This is a genomic window from Albimonas marina, from assembly GCF_029223255.1.
GTDB lineage: Bacteria > Pseudomonadota > Alphaproteobacteria > Rhodobacterales > Rhodobacteraceae > Albimonas.
Genome location: NZ_JARHUC010000004.1, coordinates 271293 through 294894 on the forward strand (window position 1 = coordinate 271293; position 23602 = coordinate 294894).

General features: G+C 74.8%; 23 protein-coding genes and 1 tRNA gene. 3 read left to right on the top strand and 21 right to left on the bottom strand.

Annotated features, from left to right (window positions below):
* Positions 1–39: 39 nt before the first annotated feature.
* The 13 genes from P2H44_RS12790 to P2H44_RS12850 form a co-directional block, all read right to left on the bottom strand.
* A complete protein-coding gene (locus P2H44_RS12790; protein ID WP_275763955.1) occupies positions 40–603 on the bottom strand; it encodes a HupE/UreJ family protein in 564 nt (187 codons plus the stop codon).
* 155 nt (positions 604–758) lie between these two features.
* Complete coding sequence (locus P2H44_RS12795) at positions 759–1655, bottom strand: hypothetical protein (RefSeq protein ID WP_275763956.1); 897 nt, start codon at positions 1653–1655, stop codon at positions 759–761.
* A 272-nt stretch (positions 1656–1927) separates the two neighbouring features.
* Positions 1928–2392: a PTS IIA-like nitrogen regulatory protein PtsN gene (gene ptsN / locus P2H44_RS12800; protein ID WP_275763957.1), complete on the bottom strand. Its 465-nt coding sequence runs from the start codon at positions 2390–2392 to the stop codon at positions 1928–1930.
* Positions 2393–2494: 102 nt separating this feature from the next.
* Positions 2495–3091, bottom strand: coding sequence for a ribosome hibernation-promoting factor, HPF/YfiA family (hpf, locus tag P2H44_RS12805; protein ID WP_275763958.1), 597 nt, complete (start codon positions 3089–3091; stop codon positions 2495–2497).
* A gap of 185 nt (positions 3092–3276) precedes the next feature.
* Positions 3277–4788, bottom strand: a complete 1512-nt coding sequence (gene rpoN, locus P2H44_RS12810) for an RNA polymerase factor sigma-54 (protein WP_275763960.1) — start codon at positions 4786–4788, stop codon at positions 3277–3279.
* 91 nt (positions 4789–4879) lie between these two features.
* Complete coding sequence (gene lptB / locus P2H44_RS12815) at positions 4880–5662, bottom strand: LPS export ABC transporter ATP-binding protein (protein WP_275763962.1); 783 nt, start codon at positions 5660–5662, stop codon at positions 4880–4882.
* A gap of 5 nt (positions 5663–5667) precedes the next feature.
* Positions 5668–6219, bottom strand: a complete 552-nt coding sequence (lptA, locus tag P2H44_RS12820; protein ID WP_275763964.1) for a lipopolysaccharide transport periplasmic protein LptA — start codon at positions 6217–6219, stop codon at positions 5668–5670.
* 74 nt (positions 6220–6293) lie between these two features.
* Positions 6294–6953 carry an LPS export ABC transporter periplasmic protein LptC gene (gene lptC, locus P2H44_RS12825; RefSeq protein ID WP_275763966.1) on the bottom strand — a complete coding sequence of 220 codons (660 nt, stop codon included), beginning with the start codon at positions 6951–6953 and terminating at the stop codon, positions 6294–6296.
* Between the two features lie 4 nt (positions 6954–6957).
* Complete coding sequence (locus tag P2H44_RS12830) at positions 6958–7932, bottom strand: KpsF/GutQ family sugar-phosphate isomerase (RefSeq protein WP_275764582.1); 975 nt, start codon at positions 7930–7932, stop codon at positions 6958–6960.
* 106 nt (positions 7933–8038) lie between these two features.
* Positions 8039–8650 carry a ribonuclease D gene (locus P2H44_RS12835; protein WP_275763967.1) on the bottom strand — a complete coding sequence of 204 codons (612 nt, stop codon included), beginning with the start codon at positions 8648–8650 and terminating at the stop codon, positions 8039–8041.
* Positions 8651–8752: 102 nt separating this feature from the next.
* Positions 8753–9163 carry a DUF1493 family protein gene (locus P2H44_RS12840; protein WP_275763968.1) on the bottom strand — a complete coding sequence of 137 codons (411 nt, stop codon included), beginning with the start codon at positions 9161–9163 and terminating at the stop codon, positions 8753–8755.
* Between the two features lie 86 nt (positions 9164–9249).
* Positions 9250–9336 (bottom strand) — tRNA-Leu (locus P2H44_RS12845).
* Between the two features lie 260 nt (positions 9337–9596).
* Complete coding sequence (locus P2H44_RS12850; RefSeq protein ID WP_275763969.1) at positions 9597–10691, bottom strand: hypothetical protein; 1095 nt, start codon at positions 10689–10691, stop codon at positions 9597–9599.
* Positions 10692–10866: 175 nt separating this feature from the next.
* Between P2H44_RS12850 and P2H44_RS12855 the strand changes: the two genes are divergently transcribed.
* A complete protein-coding gene (locus P2H44_RS12855; RefSeq protein WP_275763970.1) occupies positions 10867–11862 on the top strand; it encodes a complex I NDUFA9 subunit family protein in 996 nt (331 codons plus the stop codon).
* Between the two features lie 255 nt (positions 11863–12117).
* Here P2H44_RS12855 and P2H44_RS12860 read toward each other — a convergent pair whose 3' ends face one another.
* From P2H44_RS12860 to P2H44_RS12880, 5 genes are all read right to left on the bottom strand, one after another.
* Positions 12118–12702: a TIGR04282 family arsenosugar biosynthesis glycosyltransferase gene (locus tag P2H44_RS12860; RefSeq protein ID WP_275763971.1), complete on the bottom strand. Its 585-nt coding sequence runs from the start codon at positions 12700–12702 to the stop codon at positions 12118–12120.
* Positions 12703–12826: 124 nt separating this feature from the next.
* Entirely contained in the window at positions 12827–13504 is a 678-nt protein-coding gene (locus tag P2H44_RS12865; RefSeq protein WP_275763972.1) for a TIGR04283 family arsenosugar biosynthesis glycosyltransferase, read from the bottom strand.
* Positions 13504–14811, bottom strand: coding sequence for an MFS transporter (locus P2H44_RS12870; RefSeq protein WP_275763973.1), 1308 nt, complete (start codon positions 14809–14811; stop codon positions 13504–13506). Before P2H44_RS12870 ends, P2H44_RS12865 begins: the two co-directional genes overlap by 1 nt.
* Positions 14808–16280 (bottom strand): MFS transporter, encoded by a 1473-nt coding sequence (locus tag P2H44_RS12875; RefSeq protein WP_275763974.1) that lies wholly within the window; start codon positions 16278–16280, stop codon positions 14808–14810. The genes P2H44_RS12870 and P2H44_RS12875 overlap by 4 nt, the downstream gene beginning before the upstream one ends.
* Positions 16277–17602, bottom strand: a complete 1326-nt coding sequence (locus tag P2H44_RS12880) for a dihydroorotase (RefSeq protein WP_275763975.1) — start codon at positions 17600–17602, stop codon at positions 16277–16279. The genes P2H44_RS12875 and P2H44_RS12880 overlap by 4 nt, the downstream gene beginning before the upstream one ends.
* A 495-nt stretch (positions 17603–18097) precedes the next feature.
* On the opposite strand from P2H44_RS12880, the gene ygfZ reads away from it, so the two are divergent.
* Entirely contained in the window at positions 18098–18919 is an 822-nt protein-coding gene (ygfZ, locus tag P2H44_RS12885) for a CAF17-like 4Fe-4S cluster assembly/insertion protein YgfZ (protein ID WP_275763977.1), read from the top strand.
* 345 nt (positions 18920–19264) lie between these two features.
* Here the strand turns inward: ygfZ and P2H44_RS12890 are convergent, their stop codons facing one another.
* Positions 19265–20155: an SDR family oxidoreductase gene (locus tag P2H44_RS12890; protein ID WP_275763978.1), complete on the bottom strand. Its 891-nt coding sequence runs from the start codon at positions 20153–20155 to the stop codon at positions 19265–19267.
* 55 nt (positions 20156–20210) lie between these two features.
* Between P2H44_RS12890 and P2H44_RS12895 the strand changes: the two genes are divergently transcribed.
* Positions 20211–21341 carry a hypothetical protein gene (locus P2H44_RS12895; RefSeq protein ID WP_275763980.1) on the top strand — a complete coding sequence of 377 codons (1131 nt, stop codon included), beginning with the start codon at positions 20211–20213 and terminating at the stop codon, positions 21339–21341.
* Between the two features lie 112 nt (positions 21342–21453).
* Here P2H44_RS12895 and queG read toward each other — a convergent pair whose 3' ends face one another.
* Both queG and P2H44_RS12905 read right to left on the bottom strand, forming a co-directional pair.
* Positions 21454–22566, bottom strand: a complete 1113-nt coding sequence (gene queG, locus P2H44_RS12900; RefSeq protein WP_275764583.1) for a tRNA epoxyqueuosine(34) reductase QueG — start codon at positions 22564–22566, stop codon at positions 21454–21456.
* A gap of 98 nt (positions 22567–22664) precedes the next feature.
* The gene (locus P2H44_RS12905; RefSeq protein WP_275763981.1) at positions 22665–23390 is read right to left on the bottom strand and encodes a hypothetical protein; all 726 of its coding nucleotides are present in this window, start codon (positions 23388–23390) and stop codon (positions 22665–22667) included.
* Positions 23391–23602 lie beyond the last annotated feature (212 nt).

Consider the following 23602-nt stretch of genomic DNA (forward strand, 5'->3'; position numbering starts at 1 on the left):
CGGCGGGCGCCCCTTCGTCATTCCGGCAGGGAGCCGCGCTCAGGCGAAGGCGAGGCCCAGCCCGGCGGCGGCGGTCAGCCCGCCCAGCACGCGCGCGACGCGGGGCGAGGCCAGCACGCGCCCCAAGCCCAGGCCCACGCCCAGCAGCGCCGCGGTGGAGGCGAGGAAGCCGAGCCCGAAGACGGCGGCGTCGGCCGCGCCCACCTCGGCCCCATGGGCCGCGCCGTGGAACAGCGCGAAGACCGCGGCCAGCGCCGCGCCGACGCCGGCGTCGAGCCGGGTGGCGGTCGCGGCCAGCAGGCCCAGCGCGATGACGGAGGCGGCGATCATCGGCTCGACCGAGGGCAGGCTCACGCCCGCCAGCGCCAGGCCGTAGCCCGCCGCCATCGCCGCGGCGAAGGCCGCCGGCATCATCCAGATCGCCCGGCCGCCCACCTGGCTCGCCCACAGGCCCACCGCGACCATCGCCAGCAGGTGGTCGACGCCCGTCAGCGGATGCGCGAGCCCCGCGCCCAGCGAGCCATGGGCCCCGGCGCCGGCATGGGCGAAGGCGGGAGAGGCGAGAAGAACCGCCGCGAAGGCGGCGGGAAGCAGACGGGTCATGTCGGTCCTCCTTGGGTCGGCCCGGCGCCCCGGGACGGGTCGCGCCGGCGCGCCCTTCGTCCGTGAAATCGGCGCGCCCGGCATCCCTCGCACGCGGGCTGCGCGCGATCAACCCGGCCCGCGGCGCCTGTCGCGGGGGAAGGCCGGGCGCGGACTCACCAGCCCGAGACGTCGCGCAGCGTGCGCAGCATCTGCGCCGCCGCGAGGCCCGAGAGCGCGCAGAACGCCGCCAGCAGGAGGCCGAGGAAGCGGAAGGGTCGGTCGGCGATGGGCGCCGTCCGCTCGACCCGCCGCCACAGCTCGGCGGTCCAGGGCCGCGCCCCCGCCAGCCGCAGCGTCATCAGCAGGAACCACGGGAAGCCCGACAGCAGCGCGGCGTAGACCTGCGCCCCCGACAGCGCCCGGAACTGCAGCGCCGCCGCGATCGTCTCCGGCACCACCGAGACGGCGACGGCGGGCGAGCCGCCGAAGCTGCCGAAGACCTTGGCGAAGAGCGCGAAGATCACCGCGCTCAGCCCGCACAGCAGCGCCAGCTTGAAGGCGATGTCGAAGACGATGTGCAGCGCCAGCCGCCCCGGCCCCGCGCCCGCCAGGCGCGGGATCATCGCGCCCCCCACCGCCCAGGAGGCCCAGGTGACAAGGAAGGCCGAGACGAACCCGTTCAGCGCCACCTGCCGCAGCAGCAGCTTCAGCGAGGTCCCGTCGGTGAAGAAGTCGACGGGCAGGCCGGGGATCGAGAGGAAATAGATCAGCGTCATCGCCGCCAGCGCCCCGGCCGAGGCGGTCGCGGCGCGCAGGGCGAAGCGTACGAAGGGCGCCTCCGGTCCCAGGGCCGCGCGCAGGAAGGCCTCGCTCGCCGCCCGCGCCGCGGCCTGCTTCGCCGAGCGCTCGGCCGGGCCGTCGCCGGCGCCGGGGGCGGCGAGCGCCTGCGCCAGGTCGCGCGCGGTGCGGGTCAAAAGGCCGGCGTCCCAGTTCCAGGTAACCGCCGCCAGCACGGCGAAGATCCCCGCCCCCGCCGCCAGCGCCACCCCGACCGAGGCCAGGAACTCCATCGCGCCTCTCCGTCATCCTAGCCCGCGGCCCCAACCTAGCACGTCGGCGCCGGGCGCGCAGGGCGAACCCGGCCGAGCCGGCGGGGGCCGCGCCGCCCGGGCGCCCGGCCCGCCGCCGTCCCCGCCCGCCATCCGCGCCGACGCCGGTCCGCCGCGCCGGCGCCCGGCCGCGACGGGCGCGAGGCCGGGGGCGCGGCGCCCGCGGAAGCGGGCCCGGGGGATGCGGCCGGAGCGCGGAAGGCGGGGGGAGGGGACGACGCGGGCGAAGGGCCTCAGGCGGCGTCGGTGGTCAGGGTCTCGACCAGGATGGCGTAGAGCGCGTTGGCGTCCTGGGTCGAGCGCAGCTTGGCGCAGCGGCCCTCGTCGCGCAGCAGGCGCGAGACGCGGGCCAGCGCCCGCAGGTGGTCGGCGCCCGCATCCTCGGGGGCCAGCAGCAGGAACACCAGGTCCACCGGCGCCCCGTCCGCGGCGTCGAAGTCGACGCCTTTCTCGAGCCGGGCGAAGTAGCCCATGATCCGCGGCGCGGACTTCAGCCGCGCATGGGGGATCGCGACGCCGCGGCCCATGGCCGTGGGTCCCAGGCGTTCGCGGTCCATCAGGGCCTCGAACACCTCGCGCGCGTCCAGGTTGAAACGGTCCGCCGCGCGGGCCGCCAGTTCCTGCAGGAGCTGCTTCTTGCTCGAGGCGCGCAGGGCGGGGGCGAGCGCCTCCGGCCCGATCAGTTGCTCGAGTGTCATAACGCCTGTCTCTCGGTCTGCCGGGAACTGCTGTCGGCCGGCGCGCGCATCGCGCCGGCCTCGTCGGACTTCAAGTCCGATCTCGCTCACGTTCCGGTTTACTCAGCCTTCGGGCAGATTCGCAGGATCGATCCACCCGATGTTTCCGTCGGGCCGGCGGAATACCACGTTGATCCCGCCATGGGAATTGTTCTTGAACAGAAGGAACTGCTCGTCCGCCATCTCCATCGCCATCACCGCCTCGCCCACCGTAAGGTGCTGAACGGGGTGGCGCATTTCGGCGATGATCATGGGATCGAGGCTCGCGGGCTCCTCCCAGTCGTCGTCGTGGTGGGCGTCGTCGGCCGCGCCCTGCAGGATGTAGCCGGGGGCTTCCAGGGCCGGAATCGGATTCGGACGCTCCTTGTGGTGGTCCTTCAGGCGGCGCTTGTAGCGGCGCAGCTGCTTCTCCAGACGGTCGCAGGCGCTTTCGGCGGCGGCGTAGGGATCGGTCGCCTTGCCCTTCGCCTTGGCCACCATGCCGGTGGACAGGTGGGCGGTGGCGTCGCACACGATCTCATGCCGATCGCGGGAGAAGGTCACCGTGCTGTCGATTGGATTCTCGGCGTATTTTCCGACGGCCGCGAGAAAACGATCCTCGACATGGCCCCGAAGCGCCTCGCCGACGTCGATCTGCTTGCCGTTCACCTGGATGTGCATTCTGGCCGACCTCCACTCTTGGCCGCCGAGGGGGGCACGAACGCCCTCCCCGGCCATCCCGGCCGCCGGACGATCGGCTGCGCCGCGTCTGGCGGCCGTGTCCTTCTCATCTAGGGAGCGCGGAGGCGGTTTGCGAGCTATGCGGAAGGTCATCCCACCGCTCGCCTGCTCCGCCGCGCCCCCCTTCAGGAGGCCGCGGCCGCGGTCTTGAGACGTCTGCGCTGCACCGACGACGGGATGTTCATGCCCTCACGATATTTCGCGACAGTACGTCGCGCAATATCCACGCCGTCGTTGCGGAGAATTGAGGTCAATCGGTCGTCCGAGAGGGTCTTGCGCGGCTCCTCGGCGTCGATCAGCGACTTGATCCGGTCGCGGATCGCGGTGGCGGAGTGCGCCTCCCCCCCGTCGGTGGAGGCCAGCGCCTGGGTGAAGAACCAGCGCAGCTCGAAAATGCCCCGCTCGCAGGCCAGGTGCTTGCCGGCGGCGACGCGGCTGACGGTGCTCTCGTGCATGCCGATCTCGTCGGCGACCATGCGCAGGGTCATCGGGCGCAGCGCGGCGACGCCCTCCTCGAAGAAGGCCTCCTGCCGGCGGGCGATCTCGACCGCGACGCGCAGGATGGTGCGGGCGCGCTGCTCGAGGGAGCGGACCAGCCAGCCGCCGGACTGGCGGCATTCGGAGACGAAGGCCTTCGCCTTCTCGTCCCCGCCCTTCGCCAGCGTCGCGGCATAGGCGTTGTCGACCAGCACCCGGGGCAGGGTGTCGGTGTTCAGCTCCACCACCCAGCCGCCGTCGGGGCCGCGCTTGATGAAGACGTCGGGCACGGCGGCGAGCGCGGGGGGCGCGGTGAACTCGCGCCCCGGGCGGGGGTCGAGCGCGCGGATCTCGGCCGCCATCTCGCGCACGTCGGTCTCGTCCACGCCGCAGATCCGGCTCAGCGCCTTGAAGTCGGCCCGCGCCAGCAGCGGCAGGTTGTCGACCATCGCCTGCATGGCGGGGTCCAGCCGGTCCTTCTCGGCGAGCTGGAGCGCGAGGCATTCCGCGAGGCTGCGCGCCCCGATGCCCGCCGGCTCGCACTGGTGCAGCAGGCCGATGGCGTCGTCGAGGACCTGGTCGGAGACGCCCAGGCGCCGCGCGGCCTCCTCGGGGTCGATGCGCAGGTAGCCGGCCTCGTCGATGTCGGCGGCCAGCGCCATGGCGGCGTTGATCGTGGTGCGCGGCGCGCGGATCAGGGAGAGCTGGCCGGCCAGATGCTCGATCAGCGTGGTCTCGGCGCCCAGCGTCTCCTCCAGCGGGGGGAGTTCGGCGCCCACGCCGCCCGAGCCCGGGCGGGCGATCGGCGCGGTCCAGGTCGAGGCGGGGGCGGCCTCGCCCAGCCCCTCCCGCCCGCCGGCCCCCTCGGGGGCGTAGAGCTGTTCGGCGCCGGTCTCGTACTGGCTGGAGCTGTCGGGCGCGCCGTCGCGCAGCGCCGCGTCGGCGGGGGCCAGGCGCTCGGCGCTCTCGCGCTTGGGTTCGGGGGCGTCGCCGCTCTCGGCCTCGGGCGCGCGGTCGAGCAGGGGGTTGCGTTCGATCGCCTCGTCGACGAAGCGGCCGAGCTCCAGGTTCGACATCTGGAGAAGCTTGATCGCCTGCTGCAGCTGGGGCGTCATCACCAGCTGCTGAGACGTGCGCAGTTCCAGGCGCGGTCCGATCATGCGGCCGTCGCTCCCCACCCCTTTCTCTCCCCTCGCGGCCCCCCTCCTGCGAGGCGGACCGATCAAGGACCGGGCGGGTCCCTCCGTCGCGTCAGATGCGGAACCCCTCGCCGAGATAGACCCGGCGGACATCCGCGTCCGCGACCACCTGCTCAGGCGTCCCGCTCATCAGGACGTGACCTTCATGCAAGATGTATGCCCGGTCGATGATGCCGAGAGTTTCGCGCACGTTATGGTCGGTGATCAAGACCCCGATGCCCCGGTCCTTGAGGTGCGACACCAGCGTGCGGATCTCGCCCACCGCGATCGGATCGACGCCCGCGAAGGGCTCGTCCAGCAGCACATAGGAAGGGTCGGAGGCGAGGCAGCGCGCGATCTCGACGCGCCGCCGCTCGCCGCCCGACAGGGCCTGGGCGGGGGTGCGGCGCAGGTGGGTGATCGAGAACTCGGCCAGCAGCTGGTCGAGGCGCGCGTGGCGTTGGGCGCCGTGCTGCACGTGCAGCTCGAGCACCGCGAGGATGTTCTCCTCGACCGTCAGGCCGCGGAAAATGCTCGCTTCCTGAGGCAGATAGCCCAGGCCCAGGCGGGCGCGGCGATACATCGGCAGCTCGGTCACGTCGGCGCCGTCGATCTCGATCCGGCCGGCGTCGGCGGGGACCAGGCCGGTCATCATGTAGAAGCAGGTGGTCTTGCCCGCGCCGTTGGGGCCCAGCAGGCCCACCACCTCGCCCCGGTGCAGGCTCAGCGAGACGTCGCGCACCACCGGCCGGCGGCGATAGGCCTTGCCGATCGACCGCGCGACCAGCCCGCCGGCGGCCGCGCGCGCCTGCGCCTCGGCCTCGGCGGCGCGGAATCCGGTCTCGCCGTCGGCCATCGCGCTCAGCCGCCGTTCTGCGAGGGCGGGGAGAACACGCTCTTCACCCGGCCGCCGGAGATCTCGCCGACGCCCGCGTTGAGGTCGATTCGCAGCGACTGGCCGGAGATCGCGTTCTCGCCCTGGGTCAGCACCACGTCGCCGCCCATGGTCACCACGCCGTTCGAGACGTCGTATTCCGCCCACTCGCCTTTCGCCGTCTCGGCGCCCGACGACAGGAACACCGAACCCTCGGCGCGCAGCTTCTCGATCTCGCCGGTGCCCTGGGAGGAGGCCTGGCCGCCGCCGGCGCCGCCGTAGTTCACGGTGACCTTGTCCGCGGTCAGGCGCAGCGTGCCCTGGCCGGCGACGACCTCGCCGGTGAAGGTGGCGGTCTGGGCCTGGTTGTTCACCGCAAGGCTGTCGGCGGTGATCTCGATCGGCTGGGTGCTGTCGTGCTTGAACGAGCCGAAGGGGTTGTCGCCGGACTGCGCAGCCGCGCCCTGCGCGCCGGCCGCGATCGCGGCCGCCGCGACGATCGCCGCGAGCCGACGGCGCGGCGCCATTTCGAAGGTCATGCTCGACGTCCCGTATCGCAGGGCCTGCGCGCAGGATGCGCGCCCGCGGCCCGTTTCCCCCCGCCCGCCTTGCGTCATTCGCCGGCGGCCGCCGGCGTCCAGGTGACCCGGACGCCGTTCTCGAACCAAAGATAGTCGCCCGGCTCTGCGTCGCCAAGCGTGTCCGAACCGGGCTCTCCCGCCTCGACCCGGCGCGCCCGGAAGGAGCCGGACTCGATCGAGCCGGCGGGACCCCTGGCGCTGACCGGGCCGGGGGCCGAGGCCTCGCCCGCCTTCAGGTTCGCCTCGATCCGGTCCGTCGTCACCTCGTAGCCATCCGAGGTGGTCATGGTCACCGCGCCGTCCAGCGCCAGAAGCTGGTCCTTGGGCCGCAGCGAGCCATGGGCGGCCGCGACCGTGATCCGCCGCCCCTCCGCCTGGGTGAAGGCCGCGCGCACGGCGTCGAGCTCCACCAGCTTCGGGTCCGGCCCGTCGGGGGTGGCGCGCTCGGCCTCGACCACGAAGGGCTCTCCCTGGGCGGTCGAACCCTCGATGCGGGGATTGGAGACCGAGAGCCCCTCGCCCAGCTGGATCAGGTCGGCCGACGAGTAGATCAGCCCGAGGTCGAGATCGTCGCGCCCGGGCAGCAGGAAGATCGCCGACAGCAGCGCCAGCGCCAGCAGCGGCAGGCCGATCTTCAGCCGCCGGACCAGCCGCGAATAGGCCGAGACGTCGCGCCGCGGGGTCGGCGGCATCGGCTCATCCCCCCGCGCCGGCGCCGCCGTCGACCCCGGCGCGCAGGCAGTCGTGGACATGCACGATGCCCACGGGCGCGGGGCCCGCGGCGGGGTCGGCGACGAAGATGCACAGCACCGGCCGCTCGCGCCGGTTCATCACCGCCAGCGCCTCGGAGGCGAGCGCGTCGGGGCGGATGGTGCGCGGATCGCGCGAGCAGACCTCGCCGGCCTTGCGGTCCAGCAGCCCGTCCATGTTGCGCCGGAGGTCGCCGTCGGTGATCGCGCCGACCAGCCCGCCGTCGGGCCCGGTGACCCCGGCGATGCCGAAGCCCTTCTGGCTCATGATCAGCAGCACGTCGCGCATCGAGGCGTCTTCGGAGACCAGCGGCATCTCGGCGCCCGCGTGCATCAGGTCGCGCACCTTGATCAGCTGCGCGCCCAGCTTGCCGCCGGGATGGAAGACGCGGAACCCCTCGGCGGTGAAGTGCCGCCGCTCCATCAGCGCCACGGCCAGCGCGTCGCCCAGCGCCAGCGCCAGCGTGGTCGAGGTGGTGGGGGCGAGGCCGACCGAGCACGCCTCGGGCGCGCGCGGCAGCAGCAGCGCCACGTCCGACTGCACCAGCAGCGCGGATTCGGGGCGCGAGGCCATGCCGATCAGCGGGATCGCGAAGCGCTTGCAGTGCGCGATCACGTCCGCGAGCTCGGGCGTGCCGCCGGAGTTCGACAGCACCAGCGCCACGTCGGAGCGGGTCAGCATCCCGAGATCGCCGTGCGAGGCCTCGGCCGGGTGCAGGAAGAACGAGGGCGTGCCGGTGGAGGCGAGCGTGGCCGAGATCTTGCGCCCCACGTGGCCCGACTTGCCCATGCCGCAGACGACGATCCGGCCCTCGCAGGCCAGCATCATCTCGATCGCGTCGGCGAAGCTGTCGCCCAGCGTCTGCGCGAAGCCGGCCAGCGCCTCGGCCTCCAGCCGCAGCACGCGGCGGCCGATCTCCATGTCCTTGGCGCGCGCCTCGGCGGGGGAGCGGTCTTCGGCTGCTTGGGTCTGGGTCACGGGCGTTCCGCCTTCTCGCGTTCAGGGGGCCGGAGGGGATGCGGGGGGCTCAGTGGGCGAAGATGTCCTCTTCCGGCCAGCCCGCGAGATCGAGGGCCGCCCGGTCCGGCAGGAAATCGAAACAGCGGGCCGCGATTTCAAGGCGCCCCTCCCGCGCGAGCCGGGTCTCGAGCTCCGCCTTCAGCCGGTGCAGGTGCAGGACGTCGGAGGCCGCGTACTCCAGCTGCGCGTCGCTCAGCCTGTCCGCGCCCCAGTCCGAGCTCTGCTGGACCTTGGACATGTCGACGCCCAGAAGCTCGGCGCACAGGTTCTTCAGCCCGTGGCGGTCGGTGTAGGTGCGCACCAGCTTCGAGGCGATCTTGGTGCACCACACGGGCCGCGCCACGACGCCCCAGCGATGGGCCATGACGGCGATGTCGAAGCGGCCGAAGTGGAACAGCTTCAGCACGTTCGGGTCGGCCAGCATCTTCTCGAGGTTCGGGGCGCGGGGGCTGTCGAGCGGGATGCGCACCACGTGCGCGTCCCCGTCCCCGGCCGAGAGCTGCACCACGCACAGCCGGTCGCGGTGGGGGCGCAGGCCCATGGTCTCGGTGTCGATGGCGACGACGGGGCCCAGGTCGAGCCCGTCGGGCAGATCGCCCTCGTGGGAATGGATGGTCATCGCGAGCCTCCGGCCGTCCGAGCCGTCACGCCGGCCCGCGTCGGCGCCGGTCATGCCCGCTGGCGGGGCGAAGATCAACCGGGACGGCGATTCGGGGCGGGCTCAGAACAGCAGCGCGGCCAGCAGCAGCAGCCCCAGACCCAGCGCCAGGACCCGGTTGAAGGCGATGTCCGGGCGCGCCCCGGGCGGCGCGTGGGGCGGATAGTCGACCAGCCAGCGCCCCGCCTCGGCCGAGCGGCGCAGCAGCTCCATGTCGATCTCGATCCGGGGGAGGCGCGCGTGGGGCGGGCGGACGAACAGCGCGCCGAGGTTCCAGCCTTCCTCGCCATGATGGAAATACCACCGATAGCCGTCGAGGCTCACGCCGAAGCGCTCGGCGTAGCCTTGCATCAGGTCGACGTGGTCGTCGCCCTCGACGCCCAGGTCGCCCAGCGTGGTCCGCGGGCCGATCGGGCCGCGGCCCGCGGTCTCCTCGCGCACGAAGGCGACGATGTCCTCGATCCGGCAGGTCATCGGCGCGCGCGCCTCGGGGCGGGAGATGTCGGGGGGCCTGAAACGCGACCGCCCCGCCGAGGGATGCTCGGCGGGGCGGAAGCGACTGGTGCCCAGGAGAAGACTCGAACTTCCACTTCCATACGGAAACCAGCACCTGAAGCTGGCGCGTCTACCAATTCCGCCACCTGGGCAGGTGTCGTGGAGCGGGGATTTATTGGGTGGCGCGGGGGGTGTCAACGGGGGTCGAGCGGATTTTCCGAAGCCTTTTCGCCCACGGCCCTCGTCCATCGCGCCGCACCCCGGCGCGGAGCCGCGGGCCGCTGCGTCAGGCGGATCGCGGCGATGCGCGGCGGGGGCGGAGCGCGGGGAGGGCGCGGCCGCGGCGGAGGTCCCGCGGCGGGGGAATCGCATAGGGGCGGGGCGAATCTCCCCCCGATTCAGGCCCCGGGCGTCAGCCGCGCCAGGGGCGAAGCTCGCGGCCTTCGCGCAGCCACAGGCGGCCTTCGGGCAGGTCGAGCCGCGCGCCGCCCACGTCGCGGCGGAAGCGCCCCTCGGTCAGGCGGAAGGCCTCGCCGGCCAGCAGGCGGCGGCCCAGCTCGGTCCGGCGCAGCTTCGCGCCGCGCAGGCTGCGGCCCGCGCCCTTCCATTCCAGCGCCGGCGGGGCGATCTCGGGGTCGGCGAGCTCCCCCAGCAGTTTCGCAAGCCACAGGTCCCCCAGCCGGTCGGGGCCGACGTTGGCGCGCAGGGCGGCGCCGAGGATCTTGCGCGCCGGCGTCCAGTCGTCCCCGGCGGCGGCCAGCAGCAGGGCGTCCTCGCGCGCCAGGCCGGACTCGGCCGAGGGGAAGCGCGCCAGCCGCGCCGCCAGGGCCGCGGCGACGCCCGGCAGCGGCCAGGCGCCAGGCGCGCGGGCGGCGAGGCGGGGCAGGTCCGTGGGGTCGGAGGCGGCGGCGGCCCAGATCTCGGCCAGCGCCTCGGCCATCGGCGCGACGGGGCGCGCGGGCGGGGCCGCGGCCAGCAGCGCGGGCGGCAGGGTCGCGAGCCCGCCCGAGGCCCCGCCGGCGCCGTCGCCCAGGGCGGAGGCCACCGGGTCGGCGGCCTCGGGCCCCGCGTGGACGCGGACATGGAGGCGGTCGAGCGCGCCCTCCTGCCCGGCGAGGCGCGCGAGGAACGCCAGCGCCAGGATCTCCTGCAGCGAAGCGGCCATGGCGAACTCCACCGTCCCGGCCTCGGCCAGCGCTCTTCGCAGCGTCGCGAGGTCGGCGGGAATCGCCTGTTCCGGCTCGGGCACGCCCTCGATCGCTTCGGGGACCGGGGGGCCGTCGAGGGTCGCGCGCCAGGCCGCGGCGCGCGCCCCGGCCCAGGCGGCGTCGTCCGCGGGGCCGTCGAGCGGCGGCAGCGGCCCGCAGGAGATCTCGTCGCGCAGGGCCGCGGCGCCGGGGCGGCCGGCCGCGGCCAGCGCCCCGCAGGCGCCGTCGCCCAGCGCCAGCAGCAGGACGCCTCCGGGCGCGTCGTCGGTCGTCGGAGACTGGATCGCGCGCTTGGCCATGGGAGGTCCCCGCAGGATTCGTCGAATTGCCGCCTTGTTCCGGCGTGTCTGCGAGACTAGAGGAAAACCGTGGCCGCATGCAGGCGTTCGCGCCCGCGCGCCGCGCGAAACTTCCGACCGCGCGCCTCCCCCCGGGGGCGGCGCGGTCCGCAGCAGCATCGGGAGAGCCAGGCGCATGACCCAGTCCGCCCCTCTGGTGACCATCTTCGGCGGCTCCGGCTTCGTCGGGCGCTACGTCGCGCAGCGCATGGCGCGGCGCGGCTGGCGGGTCCGCGCCGCGGTGCGCCGCCCGAACGAGGCGATGTTCCTGCGCCCCTACGGCGACGTCGGCCAGGTGGAGCCGGTGCAGGCCAACATCCGCGACGACGCCTCGGTGGCCAAAGCCTGCCTGGGCGCGGACGCGGTGATCAACTGCGTGGGCATCCTGGCCGAGGCCGGCAAGCAGTCCTTCGAGTCGGTGCAGGCGCAGGGCGCCGCCCGGGTGGCGAAGGCCGCGGCCGAGGCGGGGGTGAAGACCTTCGTGCAGATCTCGGCCATCGGCGCGGACGCCGAGGGCCCCTCCGACTACGCCCGCACCAAGGCCGCGGGCGAGAAGGCCGTGCTCGACGCCTTCCCCGACGCGGTGATCCTGCGTCCCTCGGTGATCTTCGGGATGGAGGACGAGTTCTTCAACCGCTTCGCCGGCATGGCGCGGATCTCGCCGGTGCTGCCGATCGTGGGCGGCGAGACTCGCCTGCAGCCGGTCTACGTGGCCGACGTGGCCGAGGCCGCGGCCCGCGCCGCCTGCGGCGAGGCGGCGCCGGGGATCTACGAGCTCGGCGGCCCCGAGGCCGCGACCCTGCGCGAGCTGCTGGAGCGGATGCTGAAGTTGATCCGCCGCCGCCGGCTGATCGTGGACATGCCCGCGGGGCTGGCGGGGATCCCGGCCTCGATCCTCTCGACCCTGCAGTCGCTGTCGGGCGGGCTCTACGTCAACCGGACGCTGACCTCGGACATGATCGCCCAGCTGGGGCGGGACAACGTGGTCGCGGACGACGCCAGGACCTTCGCGGACCTCGGGATCGAGCCCACCGCGATGGAGGCGATCCTCGAGAGCTACCTCTACGCCTACCGCCCGCAGGGCCAGTATTCGCGCCTGACCGAGAGCGCGAAGAACATGCGCGGCGCCTGACAGGGCGACGTCGGCGGGACTTGAGCGGCCGCGCGGGGGGACCTGCGCGGCCGCTTGGCGTCCGGGGGGAGGGCGAAGCGCCATGGCGCGAACGGCGACGGGGCGCGGGACGCCGCGAAATGCGGCGTCATCGACGGCCTGCGTCGAAATTCAATCTACTTTACTGAAATAATTAGAAAATAATTTCGGCCATCGCCCCCGCCGCTCCGCCGTGGTCGAGGATGACGCGGCCTGTCGCTCAGTTGCGCCGCCGCCTCACCGCCTGCCCGGCAGATCCCCGGCCTCGTCCACGTCCGACAACCGATCCGCGAACCCCGCCCGCCGCCCGCCCAGCGTCGCGAGCGCGTCGGCGAGCGCGTGGGGCGTGGACCACTGGGCGCCCTCGAACAGGCGCGCGGGCAGGGCCGTGCCGTTGCGCAGGCCCACCAGCCAGAAGCCGCCGTCCGTCGCGGGGCCGAACACCGCCTCGGCGCCGCCCAGGGCGCGGAAGGCGCGCGCAAGGGCGGCGGGCGTGGCGTCGGGGATGTCGGAGCCGATCAGCGCCACCGGCCCGCGCCAGCGCCCCCGGCCCGGGCCGCGCAGGGCGCGGGCCATGCGCACGCCCAGGTCGCCGGGGCCCTGGGGGATGCGGGGCAGGGCGGGGGGCCAGATGCGGCTCGCCAGCCCCTCGGCGTCGGGCGACACCGCCAGCACCACCCGGAACCGCGGATCGGCGGCGAGGCGGCGCAGGCCCTCCAGCGCCTGCCGGCGATGCCAGCGCGCGGCCTCCAGCCGGCCGATGCCGCGGGCGAGACGGGTCTTCACCCGGCCGGGGCGCGGCTCCTTCGCGAAGACGATCACCGTGGGCCGGGCGGAGGCGGCGAGGGCCTCCGGCCCGCCCGATTGCCCGGTCGGCCGCGCGCCGCCGGGGGAGGGAGCACGCCCGCCGCCGGGCGCAGGGGGGCGCTTGCGGGCGCCCCTGCGCCTAACGGGCATAGCGGCGGGCGAGCCGCTCGGGGTCCGCGCCCAGGAAGTAGAGGCCCAGCGTGGTGAGGTTGCGCCAGCCCCGGCGCAGCCAGCCCTCGGCCCGGTAGCGGCGGGCGGAGGTGACCGCCTCGGCCGCCAGCGGCGCCAGCGGCAGGCGCCGCGCGAGGCTCACGTCCTCCATCAGCGGCTGGTCGGGATAGCCGCCGGCGCGGCGATAGTCGGCGGCGCGCACCAGCAGGCCCTGGTCGCCGTAGGGCAGGCCCAGGCGCCGGGCGCGGAAATTGGCCCAGGCCGCGACCAGCGCGGCCGGCGTCCCCGGCTCGTCGAAGCGCAGGCGGAACCAGCCGGCGCGGTCGGGGCGCTCCTCCATGTGGCGGCGCACGGCGGCGGACCAGCCGGGCGACAGCACCGTGTCGGCGTGCAGGAACAGCAGCCACTCGCCCTTCGCGGCCTGCGCCCCGCGGGCGAGCTGGCCGCCCCGCCCCGCGGGCCCTGTCATCAGCACCGCCCCGGCGGCGTCCGCCACCTCGGCGATGGCGTCGCGCGAGCCGCCGTCGCTCAGGATCACCTCGCGGATCAGCCCCTCGGTCAGCGCGGTGGCGAGCGCGCCCAGACAGGGCCCGATCTCCTCCACCGCGTCGAGGGTGGGGATCACGATCGACAGCGGCGCGGCCATCAGGCGACCTTGCCCCAGCGCACCGCGACCAGGCCCACCGCGCCCGCGGCGCCGATGATCAGCGCCAGCGGCACGACGGTTCCGTCGAAGATCTCCGCCATCAGCCCCCCCAGAGCCACCCCGCACAAGGTTCCCGACGCCGACAGCACCGAGGAGGCCGAGCCTGCCCGGTCCCCCATCGTCGCCAGTCCCATCGACAGCAGGTTCCCGAACAGGATCCCGAACAGCGCCAGCGTCGGACCTAGCCATAGCATGAACGGAACCAGCGGCGGGACCCCGTCGAAAGCCCAGGCCGACACGGCCGCGCCCCCGAAGCCCGAGATCGCCCAGGCCGCCAGCGCGCGGCGCGTCAGCGGGCCGGCCCCGATGGTCATCACCAGGCGGGAGTTGGCGAAGCTGACCACCCCGAAGCAGGCCGAGATGCAGCCGAAGGCGAGCGGCAGCCCCCACTCCAGCCCGTAGATCCCGCCCAGAACCGCGTGGGCCGAGCCCAGGAAGGTCGCGAAGGCGCCGAACACCAGCGCGATGGCGATCACCGCCGCCAGCATCGCGGGGATGCGCAGCATGTCGAGGAAGGTCCGCGCCACCGCGGCGGGGGAGATCGGGCGCCGCGCCTCGCGCGCCAGCGTCTCGGGCTGGGCCAGCGCGAACCAGATCGTGGTGCCCAGCGCCTGCAGCGCGGTCACCGCGAAGACCCAGCGCCAGTGCGCGAACTCGACCATCACCTGCCCAACCACGGGGGCGGTGAACACCATCAGCACGAAGACCGAGTTGGTCAGCGAGACGACCCTCGCCATCTCGTCGCCCGAGAAACGGTCGCGCATGATCGCGTAGCTGACCACCCTGAGCCCGCCGGTGCCGAAGCCCTGCAGGAAGCGCGCCACCACCAGCCACCCGAAGCCGGGCGCGAGGGAGGCGAGCAGCCCGCCCGCCAGCGCGATCCCCATGCCCACGAAGATCGCCGGCCGCCGCCCGAAGCGGTCCGAGACCGGCCCGAGGCAGAGCTGCGAGCAGGCCATGCCGAGGAACATGGCCAGGATCGCCCATTGCGGCTTGCTCTCGCCCTCGATCCCGAAACCCTCGGCGATGCGGCCGAGCGCGGGGATCACGATGTCGACGGCGAAGGCGTTCATCGCCCCCAGCGCCGCCATCAGCAGCACGAAGCCGGCCGCCGCCTTCTCGGCGCCCGAGGCCGGGCCCCGCGCCGCCGCCGCCGCGCCGACGCCCGAGGGGCGGGGCGCGTGGCCCGCGGCCTCGGGCCGGACGGCGTCGGCGCGCGGCTCGGTCCGGCGGGGCGGTTCGCTCATGCCTCGATCCTCTCCAGCCCGCCCCAGCGCATGGCGGCGAGGCCCGCGAAGCCCGCGATCGCCAGCATCCCGGTCATCGGCAGCACGGTGCCGTCGAAGATCTCGGCCATCAGCGCGCCCAGCGCCACCCCCGCCAGCGTCCCCGAGGCCGCCAGCGCCGAGGAGGCGGAGCCCGCCCGGTCCCCCAGCGGCGCCAGCGCCGCGGCCAGCAGGTTGCCGTAGAGGATGCCGAACATCGCCAGCGTCGGCGCCAGCCAGGCCAGGAACAGCCACAGCGGCGGCACGCCCCCGAAGGCGCCCCAGAACAGCGCCAGCGCCAGCGAGCCGGAGACCGCCCAGCTCCACAGCCCGATGCGCGCCATCCGCGCCGCGCCCAGCCGCCCGACCATGCGGGCGTTGACCACGGCCACCACCGCGAAGCCGACGGTGGTGCCGGCGAAGACCGCGGGCAGCCCCCAGGTCAGCCCGTAGACGCCCCCGAAGATCGGCTGGGCGGAGCTGAGGAAGGTCGCCAGCGTCCCGAACGCCCCCGCCATCGCCAGCGCCGCGCCCATGGCGGAGCGCATCCTGAGCACCCCGGCGTAGGTCGCCAGGACCGAGCGCAGCGCCAGCGGGCGGCGGTGGGCGGGGTCCAGCGTCTCGGGCTGGAGCAGGTGGAAGGCGACGGCGGTGCCCGCCACCTGCACCGCGGTCAGGGCGAGGCCCAGGCGCCAGTGCGCGAACTCGACGATCAGCTGGCCCAGGATCGGGGTCACGAACATGATCATCTCGAAGACCAGCGCCTGCATCGAGACGATGCGCGCCATGCGGTCGCCCGAGCAGCGGTCGCGGATGATCGCGAGGCTGACCACGCGCAGCCCGCCGGCGCCCAGCCCCTGCACCATGCGGGCGGCGACCAGCAGCTCGAAGCTCGGGGCGAGCGTGGCAAGCAGCCCGCCCGCGAAGGCGAGCGACAGGCCCAGGAAGGCCGCGCGCCGCCGCCCCCAGGCGTCGGCCACCGGCCCCAGGATCAGCTGCGACAGCGCCGCGCCCAGGAACATCGCCAGCACCGCCCATTGCCCGCCCGAGCCGGGGGGCAGGCCGAAGCCCTCGGCGATCAGCCCCTGGGCGGGGATCACGATGTCGACGGCGACCGCGTTGGTCGCCCCCATGGCCGCCATCAGCGCCACAAAGATCAGGGAGGTCCGCTCCTCCTGCGCGCCCGCGGGCGCGGAGCCGGCCTGCGCCCGCGCCGCGGCGATGGCCATGCCGCTGGGCAGGGGCGCGCGGCCCGCGGCCTCGGAGGGGACCGGGGCGGGCGCGCGCGGCTCGGCGCCGCGAGAGGGCGCGGGGGGGCCGGCCTCGGGGGCGGAGGAGGGCCCGGGCTCTACAGGCCGGGCTTCGCCCGGCCTCGCCTCCGGCGGGTTCGCCTCGGCCCGGTCCTGCGCCTGCGGTCTGCGGTCCTGCCCGTCATCGGGGTGGCGGGTCACGAAAACCCTTCCTGGAAGCGCACCGGCTCGCCGCCGCGGGGCTCGAGCAGCGTGTCCTCCCACATCACGCGGCGGCCGCGGATGATCGTGCCGATGGGCCAGCCCTGCACCTCGGTCCCCGCGTAGGGGGTCCAGCCGCAGCGGCTCTCGATCCAGTCGTTCTCGATGGTGCGGCGGGCCTTGAGGTCGACGACGGTGAAGTCCGCGTCATACCCGGCCGCGATCCGGCCCTTGCCGGCGATGCCGAAGATCCGCTGCGGGCCGTGGCTCGACAGGTCCACGAAGCGCTGCAGGCTGAGCTTCCCCTTCGCCACGTGGTCCAGCATCACCGGCACCAGCGTCTGCACGCCCGGCATGCCCGAGGGGGTGGCGGGATAGACCTTCTCCTTCGCCTCCCTCTCGTGGGGGGCGTGGTCGGAGCCGAGCACGTCGATCACGCCGCGCCGCAGCCCGTCCCAGACGCCCGCCCGGTGGCTGGCGTCGCGCACCGGCGGGTTCATCTGGATCAGGGTCCCAAGGCGGGCGTGGTCGTCGGTGGTGAAGGTCAGGTGGTGGGGGGTGGCCTCGCAGGTCACCAGGCCCTTGTTGGCCTGCAGCATCGGGATCTCGTCGGCGGTCGAGATGTGCAGGATGTGGATGCGCCGGCTGGTCTCGCGGCTCAGGCGGATCAGGCGCTCGGTGCACAGGCGCGCGGCCTCGGCGTCGCGCCAGACGGGGTGCGAGGTCGGGTCGCCCTCCACCCGCAGGTGCTTGCGCTCCTCCAGCCGGAACTCGTCCTCCGAATGCACGGCGACGCGGCGGCGGCCATGGACCAGCACCCGGCGCACGTCGTCGTCGCCCGCCACCAGCAGCGTGCCGGTGGAGGAGCCCATGAACATCTTGATCCCGGCGCAGCCCTCCAGCCGCTCGGCCTCCGCCAGCAGATCCACGTTCTGGGCCGAGGCGCCGAACCAGAAGGCGAAGTCGCAGGCCATCCGCGCCCGCCCCCGCGCCACCTTGTCGGCGAGCGCCTCGTAGGTGGTGGTGGTGGGGTTGGTGTTGGGCATCTCGAAGACGGCGGTCACCCCGCCCATCACCGCGGCGCGGGCCCCGGTCTCGAGGTCTTCCTTCGCCTCGGCCCCCGGCTCGCGGAAATGCACCTGGCTGTCGATCACGCCGGGCAGGACGTGCAGGCCGGTGCAGTCGATCACCTCGCCCGCGGAGAGGTGCGACAGGTCCCCGATGTCGACGATCCTGCCGCCCGAGACGGCCACGTCGGCGAGCCCCTCGCCATCGTGGTTCACCACCGTTCCGTTCTTCAGGATCAGGTCGGGGGCGGTCATGGCAGGCTCCATCGGTTCCAGGCCCCTCCCTCTAGCAGCGCCCGCCGCGGGAGGCGAGCCGAAGCCGCCCCTCTCGCGCCGCCCGCTCCCGGGCGCCCCGGCGCGACGCCCAAGGCCCTCGCGGAGCGCCTGTTCCCCGGAGCCGTCTCTCGCCGATGCCGATCAGAGCGACTCGCCCGCCGGGGTCAGGGATCGCGAAGCGACCCCGCGCAAGCGGGGCTTGTCCTTGACCCCGGCGGGCGAGTCGCTCAGGCATCGTCGGCGAGAGACGGATCCGGGGAGCAGGCGCGGCCCTGTTCCTTGGTGAGTCGGGAGCGTCCGCGACGCCCGCCCCGAGCGCACGGGAACCCAGTTGCGATTCCGCCCGCCACGGGCCCAAGCCCGCCCGCAGGGTGCCTCCGCTCCCGCTCCCAGATGCGCCGGCCTCCGCGGCGCCCTATGTTGCGCGCTGAGACCGTATCGCCCGCCCTCCCCTTTCGTCGACGGAGCCCCGCCATGTCCCCCGCCCCCCGACCCCACGGCCTCGTCCCCGCCCGCGTGACGCTGCGCCTGACCGGACCCGAGGCGCGCGGCTTCCTGCAGGACCTGGTCACCAACGACATCCGCCGCGCCGAGGGCGACCGCGCCGTCTACGCGGCGCTGCTGACCCCGCAGGGCAAGTACCTCGCGGACTTCTTCGTGCTGGCCGACGGCCCCGAGGATCTGCTGATCGACGTCGCCCGCGACCAGGCTCAGGACCTGGGCCGGCGCCTGGCCATGTACCGCCTGCGCCGCAAGGTGGGGATCGAGGTCGCGCCGCTGGGCGTCGCCCTCCTGTGGGGCGCGGAGGCGCCGACCCCGCCCGAAGGCGCGCGGCTGGTCCCCGACCCGCGCGACGCCGGCCTCGGCTGGCGGCTCTACGCCCCCGACCCCGCCGCGGCGCTGGCCGAAACCGGGGCCGAGGCGGCCTCGCCCGCCGACTACGACGCCCTGCGCGTCGCCCTCGCCGCGCCCGAGAGCGGGGTGGAGCTGACCCCGGACACCTTCGTGCTCGAAGTCGGGTTCGAGCGGCTGAACGGCGTCGACTTCCGCAAGGGCTGCTACGTGGGCCAGGAGATCGTCGCCCGCATGAAGCACAAGACCGAGCTGCGCCGCGGCCTCGTGCGCGTGGCGGTGGAGGGCGAGGCGCCCCCGCCGGGCGCCGAGATCCTCACCGCCGAGGGCCGCGCGGCGGGGGTCCTGCACACCGTCGCAGGGGGCGAGGGGCTCGCGCACCTGCGCCTCGACCGCAGCGGGGGAGAGCTGCGGGCGGGGGAGGCGCGGCTGCGGGTGCTGTGAAGCCGAGGCGGTCTACTGGCGCCCTGCGGGCGGGCTTGGGCCCCGGGGCGGGCGGGATCGCGATCGGTGGCCGCTGCGCTTCGGGCGCGTGTGGAGGACGCTCCCGACGCACCCAGGAACAGGGCCCGCGCCTGTTCCCCGGATCCGTCTCTCGCTGAAGATGCCTGAGCGACTCGCCCGCCGGGGTCAAGGACAAGCCCCGCTTGCGCGGGGTCGCTTCGCGATCCCTGACCCCGGCGGACGAGTCGCTCTTCACGGCATCAGCGAGAGACGGCTCCGGGGAACAGGCGCTTCGCGAGGGCCGTGGGCGTCGTGCCGGGGCGCCTGGGAGCGGGCCGTGGCGCGTCAGGGCTCCGGGGTCTCGGCGAGGAGGGCGGCGAGGCCTTCGCGGTAGGTGGGGAAGGACAGGGCGACGCCGAGCTCGGTCTTGATGCGGTCGTTCTTCGTGCGCTTGCTCTCGGAATAGAAGCTGCGGGCCATCGGGGTCATCTCCGCCTCCTCGAAGGGGATCGCGGGGGGGATCGGCAGGCCCAGCAGCTCGGCGGCATGGGCGATGACGTCCTCGGGCGGGGCGGGAAGGTCGTCGTTGACGTTGTAGGCGGCGCCGGGGTTCGGGCGGGCGATGCTGGCGCGCAGGGTGGCGGCGATGTCGTCGACGTGGATGCGCGAGAACACCTGCCCCTCCTTGATGATCCGCCGCGCCTCGCCCTTCCTCACCTTCTCGAACGGGCCGCGGCCGGGGCCGTAGATGCCGGCCAGCCGGAACACGTGCACCGGCAGGCCGTGGGAGGCGTGCAGGCCCAGCCAGGCGTCCTCGGCCGCCACCCGCCACGCGCCGCGGCGGGTGGCGGGGGTGCGGGGCGAGCTCTCGTCGATCCACTCGCCGCTCCGGTCGCCGTAGACGCCGGTGGTGGAGAGGTAGCCGACCCACGCAGGCCGCGCCTGCGCGATGCGCGCGCCGGCCGCCCGCAGCACCGGGTCGCCCTCGGCGTCGGGGCCGGCGGAGACCAGGATGTGCGTCGCCGCCTCCAGCCAGGGCGCCAGCGCCTCGGCCGGGTCGCCGTCGGGACCGGGCCAGACCAGCGCCTGCGCGCCCTCGGCGCGGATCGCCTCGGCCTTCGCCTCCGAGCGGGTGGTGCCGATCACCCGCCAGCCTTCGGCCAGCAGGTCGCGCGCGAGCCGCCGGGCCGAGTAGCCGTGGCCCAGGCTCAACAGGGTGGGGGTGGGGGTGGACATCGCCTCGCCTCCGCGCCAGATGTGGACGCCCCCGTCTAGCCGAGGATCGTTCCCGATGCGATGGATCGCCGCCCTGCCGGCGGCCGCCCTCTGCGCCGCGGCCCAGCTTGCCGCGCCGGCCGCGGGCGCCCAGACGTCGACGACCGCGCCCGCCAGCGCGCCGGCGCCCGCCCCCAGGCCCGAAAGCGGACCCGCGGCCCAGGCCGCCCCCGGCGCCGCGCCCGGCGTCGACCTGACCCGCCCCGCCCTTGGCCCGTTCGGCGCGGGCGCCCCGGCGCTGTCGCTGCCCGACCCGACCCTCGACGCCGACGCGCAGGCCCGCGCCCGCGCCGCCGATTCCGCCCGCTGCCAGGCCCTGGTCGAGACCGACCCCGCCGCCGCCCGCGAGGTCGCGCGCGAGTGGGGCCGCCGGGGCGGAGGCGTGCCGGCCGCGGTCTGCGAGGCGCTGGCGCTGGAGGCTCAGGGCGCGCTGGCCACCGCCGCCGCGCGGCTCGAGGACACCGCCCGCCGCGCGCCCGAGGAGGCGCTGCCCGACCCCGCGCGCGCCGCCCTGTGGGAGGTCGCCGCCGGCTTCCGCCTGCGCGCCCTGCAGCCGAGCGAGGCGCTGGCCGCCGCAGACGCGGGCCTGGCGCTGGAGGGCGCCGGGCCGGTGCTGCGCCGCGAGCGGGGCGAGGCGCTGGCCGCGCTCGGCCGGGACGCGGAGGCGCTGGCCGATCTCGACGCCGCGCTGGAGGCGATGCCCCGGGACCTGCCCGGCCTGCGCCTGCGCGCCCGGCTGAGGGGCGAGGCCGGCGACCTGGCCGGCGCGCTCGCCGATGCGGGGCGGGTGGCGGCGCTCGACGACCGCGACCCGGAGGCCTGGCTGGCGCTGGGCCAGGCCCAGGCCGCCGCCGGGCGCAAGGCCGAGGCGCGCGAGAGCCTGCTGCGCGCCATCGCCCGCGACCGCGAGGGTCCCGTGGGCGACCGCGCCCGCCGGGCGTTGCAGATGCTGGACGCGCCCGGGTCCGCGCCGGTCCCGGCGCCCGTCTCCGCCCCTGCCGGGGCGGCGGAGACCGAGGCTGCGCCGACCCAAGCCGCGCCGGCCGAGACCGCGCCCGCCGAGGCGGAGGCGACCGGGACCGAGCCGTCCGGCACGCCGGGCGCGCCGTCGCCGTCCCTGGCAGAGGAGACGGCGCCCACCGAGTAGGGGGCGTCGTCGCGGCGCACGGCCGGCAGCGCCCCGACGCCGGGCGGAACGGCCCGCGCCCTCGCGGCAGGGGCCAGCCGCGTCGCGGCGCGGCTGCCGATGGACGGCCGCGCTAGCCCAGGGCCGCGCGCCACTCCTCCTCGACCCAGTCCTCGGGGTCGGGCGCACGCCCCTCGTCCCGCGCGCGCAGACGTTCGGGCGAGAGGCGCGAGAGGGCCCAGACGGCGTGGCCGCGCACCAGGGGCTCGGGGTCGTCCAGCAGCGCCTCGGCCGCGGGGATCAGCTCGGCGAGGCCGGAGTTGCCCACCGCCACCATCACGTTGCGCAGGAATCGCGCCCGGCCGATCCGCTTGATCGGCGAGGCGCGGAACACCTCGCGGAAGGCCGCGTCGTCGAGGGCTGCGAAATCCGCAAGGCGCGGCCTGTTCAGCTCCACCCGCGACTGGTAGAGCGTGCCCGCCTCCACGGCGAACTTGTTCCACGGGCAGACCGCCAGGCAGTCGTCGCAGCCGTAGATGCGGTTGCCGATCAGGGGGCGCATCTCCCGCGGGATCGGGCCCTTCAGCTCGATCGTCAGGTAGGAGATGCAGCGCCGCGCATCGAGCTGGAAGGGCGCGGGGAAGGCGTTGGTCGGGCACACGTCGAGACAGCGCCGGCAGGAGCCGCAGTGCTCCACCTCCGGCGCGTCGGGGGGCAGGTCCGCGGCGAGGAAGATCGCGCCGAGAAAGACCCAGTTGCCGATCTCCCGCCCCAGCAGGTTGGTGTGCTTGCCCTGCCAGCCCAGCCCCGCGGCCTGGGCCAGCGGCTTCTCCATCACCGGGGCGGTGTCGACGAAGACCTTCACCGGTTGGCCCGTCTCCTCCGCCGCCCAGCGGGCCAGGCGCTTGAGCTTGGCCTTCACCTTGTCGTGGTAGTCCGGCCCGCGGGCGTAGACCGAGACCGAGGCGCGCTCGGGCATCTCCAGCAGGTGCAGGGGGTTCTCGGCCGGGGCGTAGGTCTCGGCCAGCATCACGATCGAGCGGGCTTCGGGCCACAGCGCCTTGGGGTCGGCGCGCCAGGCGGCGCGGGCCTCCATCCAGCCCATGTCGCCATGGGCGCCGGCGGCGAGGAAGCGGCGCAGACGCTCGCCCGTCTCGCCCCCGCCCGGGCCCAGCGCGTCGGCGCGGCAGACGCCGAAGCCCACGAAGCCCTCGGCCCGCGCGCGGGCCTCGAGCGCGGCCTTCAGCGCGGCGCCTTCAGGGGGTGACGTAGGGGAATTTTGGGAGGGCGCGACGTCGTCGGTCGCGGCCGTCGCCTCGGCGCCGGCGCGATCCGTCGCCCGCGTCAGCGCGGGGCCTTCCGTCGGGCGCGGCGCAACGCGGCCAGCCCGCCCAGCGCCGCGATCCCCGCGGCCGCCAGCGGCGCCGCGCCGGGCAGGGGCACGCTGGCGCCCACGCCCTGCGTCTTCTCGAGATAGCCCATCGCGTCGGCGTAGATCGACAGGCTCAGGCGCTCGCCCGGGCTCAGCACGATCGAGAAGCTCCACGCCCCCGTGGCCTGCGCCGCCTTCGGCCCGTAGTCGCCGCCGGCGAAGACGTCCACGCTCCGCGTCAGGCGGGGCGCGGGCTCCAGCGCCTCGATCATCAGGCTGGCGTAGGCCTTGGCGATGTCGCCGGGCTCCGGCGTCTCCACCGTCGCGACCAGGTCGTAGCTGAGCAGGAAGTCGATGGTCGAGAGCGCGTCGCCCAGGTTCTCCAGCGTCACCGCGCCGTCGTTGAGCGACTCCGCCTGCACGATGGCCAGCCCGTCGGTCGAGCCGGAGACGGAGGGCGTCATCGTCAGGCCGCTCGCGTCGATCACGTGGGCGTCGGACCAGTCGGCGTCGAAGGCGCCGAACCCGTCGGCATAGCCGGAATAGCTCGAGGCGCCGTAGCCGATCGACACGCCCGTGGGAACCGAGGTCGCCTCGATCCGCGCGTCGATGCCGCCGGCGAAGCTGACCAGCGCCTGCGCCGGCGCGGCGAAGACCAGGATCGCGCCGACGACGAAGATGGACCCCAGGGGCTTCATCTTGGTGAGCATCCTGTAAATCTATATGAACGCACGCCTAAAGCGTGTCGTTTCATTCCTAACCTATTAACATTTTCGGGCCCCGCGGGCAATCTTCCTGTCCCTGCGTAAGTTGATGCGCATCGAATACGTCATCTCCGCCGCGCTTCATGAAAAACCGACATGGACGGCGCCCCGCGGCCGACGCGGTCGGCTCCCCGTCGCGGCCCGCC

Excerpts from the sequence above, each read along its gene's own strand:
- P2H44_RS12790 (WP_275763955.1), bottom strand. The coding sequence starts at position 603 with ATGACCCGTCTGCTTCCCGCCGCCTTCGCGGCGGTTCTTCTCGCCTCT.
- P2H44_RS12795 (WP_275763956.1), bottom strand. The coding sequence starts at position 1,655 with ATGGAGTTCCTGGCCTCGGTCGGGGTGGCGCTGGCGGCGGGGGCGGGG.
- ptsN (WP_275763957.1), bottom strand. The coding sequence starts at position 2,392 with ATGACACTCGAGCAACTGATCGGGCCGGAGGCGCTCGCCCCCGCCCTG.
- hpf (WP_275763958.1), bottom strand. The coding sequence starts at position 3,091 with ATGCACATCCAGGTGAACGGCAAGCAGATCGACGTCGGCGAGGCGCTT.
- rpoN (WP_275763960.1), bottom strand. The coding sequence starts at position 4,788 with ATGATCGGACCGCGCCTGGAACTGCGCACGTCTCAGCAGCTGGTGATG.
- lptB (WP_275763962.1), bottom strand. The coding sequence starts at position 5,662 with ATGGCCGACGGCGAGACCGGATTCCGCGCCGCCGAGGCCGAGGCGCAG.
- lptA (WP_275763964.1), bottom strand. The coding sequence starts at position 6,219 with ATGACCTTCGAAATGGCGCCGCGCCGTCGGCTCGCGGCGATCGTCGCG.
- lptC (WP_275763966.1), bottom strand. The coding sequence starts at position 6,953 with ATGCCGCCGACCCCGCGGCGCGACGTCTCGGCCTATTCGCGGCTGGTC.
- P2H44_RS12830 (WP_275764582.1), bottom strand. The coding sequence starts at position 7,932 with ATGGAGATCGGCCGCCGCGTGCTGCGGCTGGAGGCCGAGGCGCTGGCC.
- P2H44_RS12835 (WP_275763967.1), bottom strand. The coding sequence starts at position 8,650 with ATGACCATCCATTCCCACGAGGGCGATCTGCCCGACGGGCTCGACCTG.
- P2H44_RS12840 (WP_275763968.1), bottom strand. The coding sequence starts at position 9,163 with ATGACCTGCCGGATCGAGGACATCGTCGCCTTCGTGCGCGAGGAGACC.
- P2H44_RS12850 (WP_275763969.1), bottom strand. The coding sequence starts at position 10,691 with ATGGCCAAGCGCGCGATCCAGTCTCCGACGACCGACGACGCGCCCGGA.
- P2H44_RS12855 (WP_275763970.1), top strand. The coding sequence starts at position 10,867 with ATGACCCAGTCCGCCCCTCTGGTGACCATCTTCGGCGGCTCCGGCTTC.
- P2H44_RS12865 (WP_275763972.1), bottom strand. The coding sequence starts at position 13,504 with ATGGCCGCGCCGCTGTCGATCGTGATCCCCACCCTCGACGCGGTGGAG.
- P2H44_RS12870 (WP_275763973.1), bottom strand. The coding sequence starts at position 14,811 with ATGAGCGAACCGCCCCGCCGGACCGAGCCGCGCGCCGACGCCGTCCGG.
- P2H44_RS12880 (WP_275763975.1), bottom strand. The coding sequence starts at position 17,602 with ATGACCGCCCCCGACCTGATCCTGAAGAACGGAACGGTGGTGAACCAC.
- ygfZ (WP_275763977.1), top strand. The coding sequence starts at position 18,098 with ATGTCCCCCGCCCCCCGACCCCACGGCCTCGTCCCCGCCCGCGTGACG.
- P2H44_RS12890 (WP_275763978.1), bottom strand. The coding sequence starts at position 20,155 with ATGTCCACCCCCACCCCCACCCTGTTGAGCCTGGGCCACGGCTACTCG.
- P2H44_RS12895 (WP_275763980.1), top strand. The coding sequence starts at position 20,211 with ATGCGATGGATCGCCGCCCTGCCGGCGGCCGCCCTCTGCGCCGCGGCC.
- P2H44_RS12905 (WP_275763981.1), bottom strand. The coding sequence starts at position 23,390 with ATGAAGCCCCTGGGGTCCATCTTCGTCGTCGGCGCGATCCTGGTCTTC.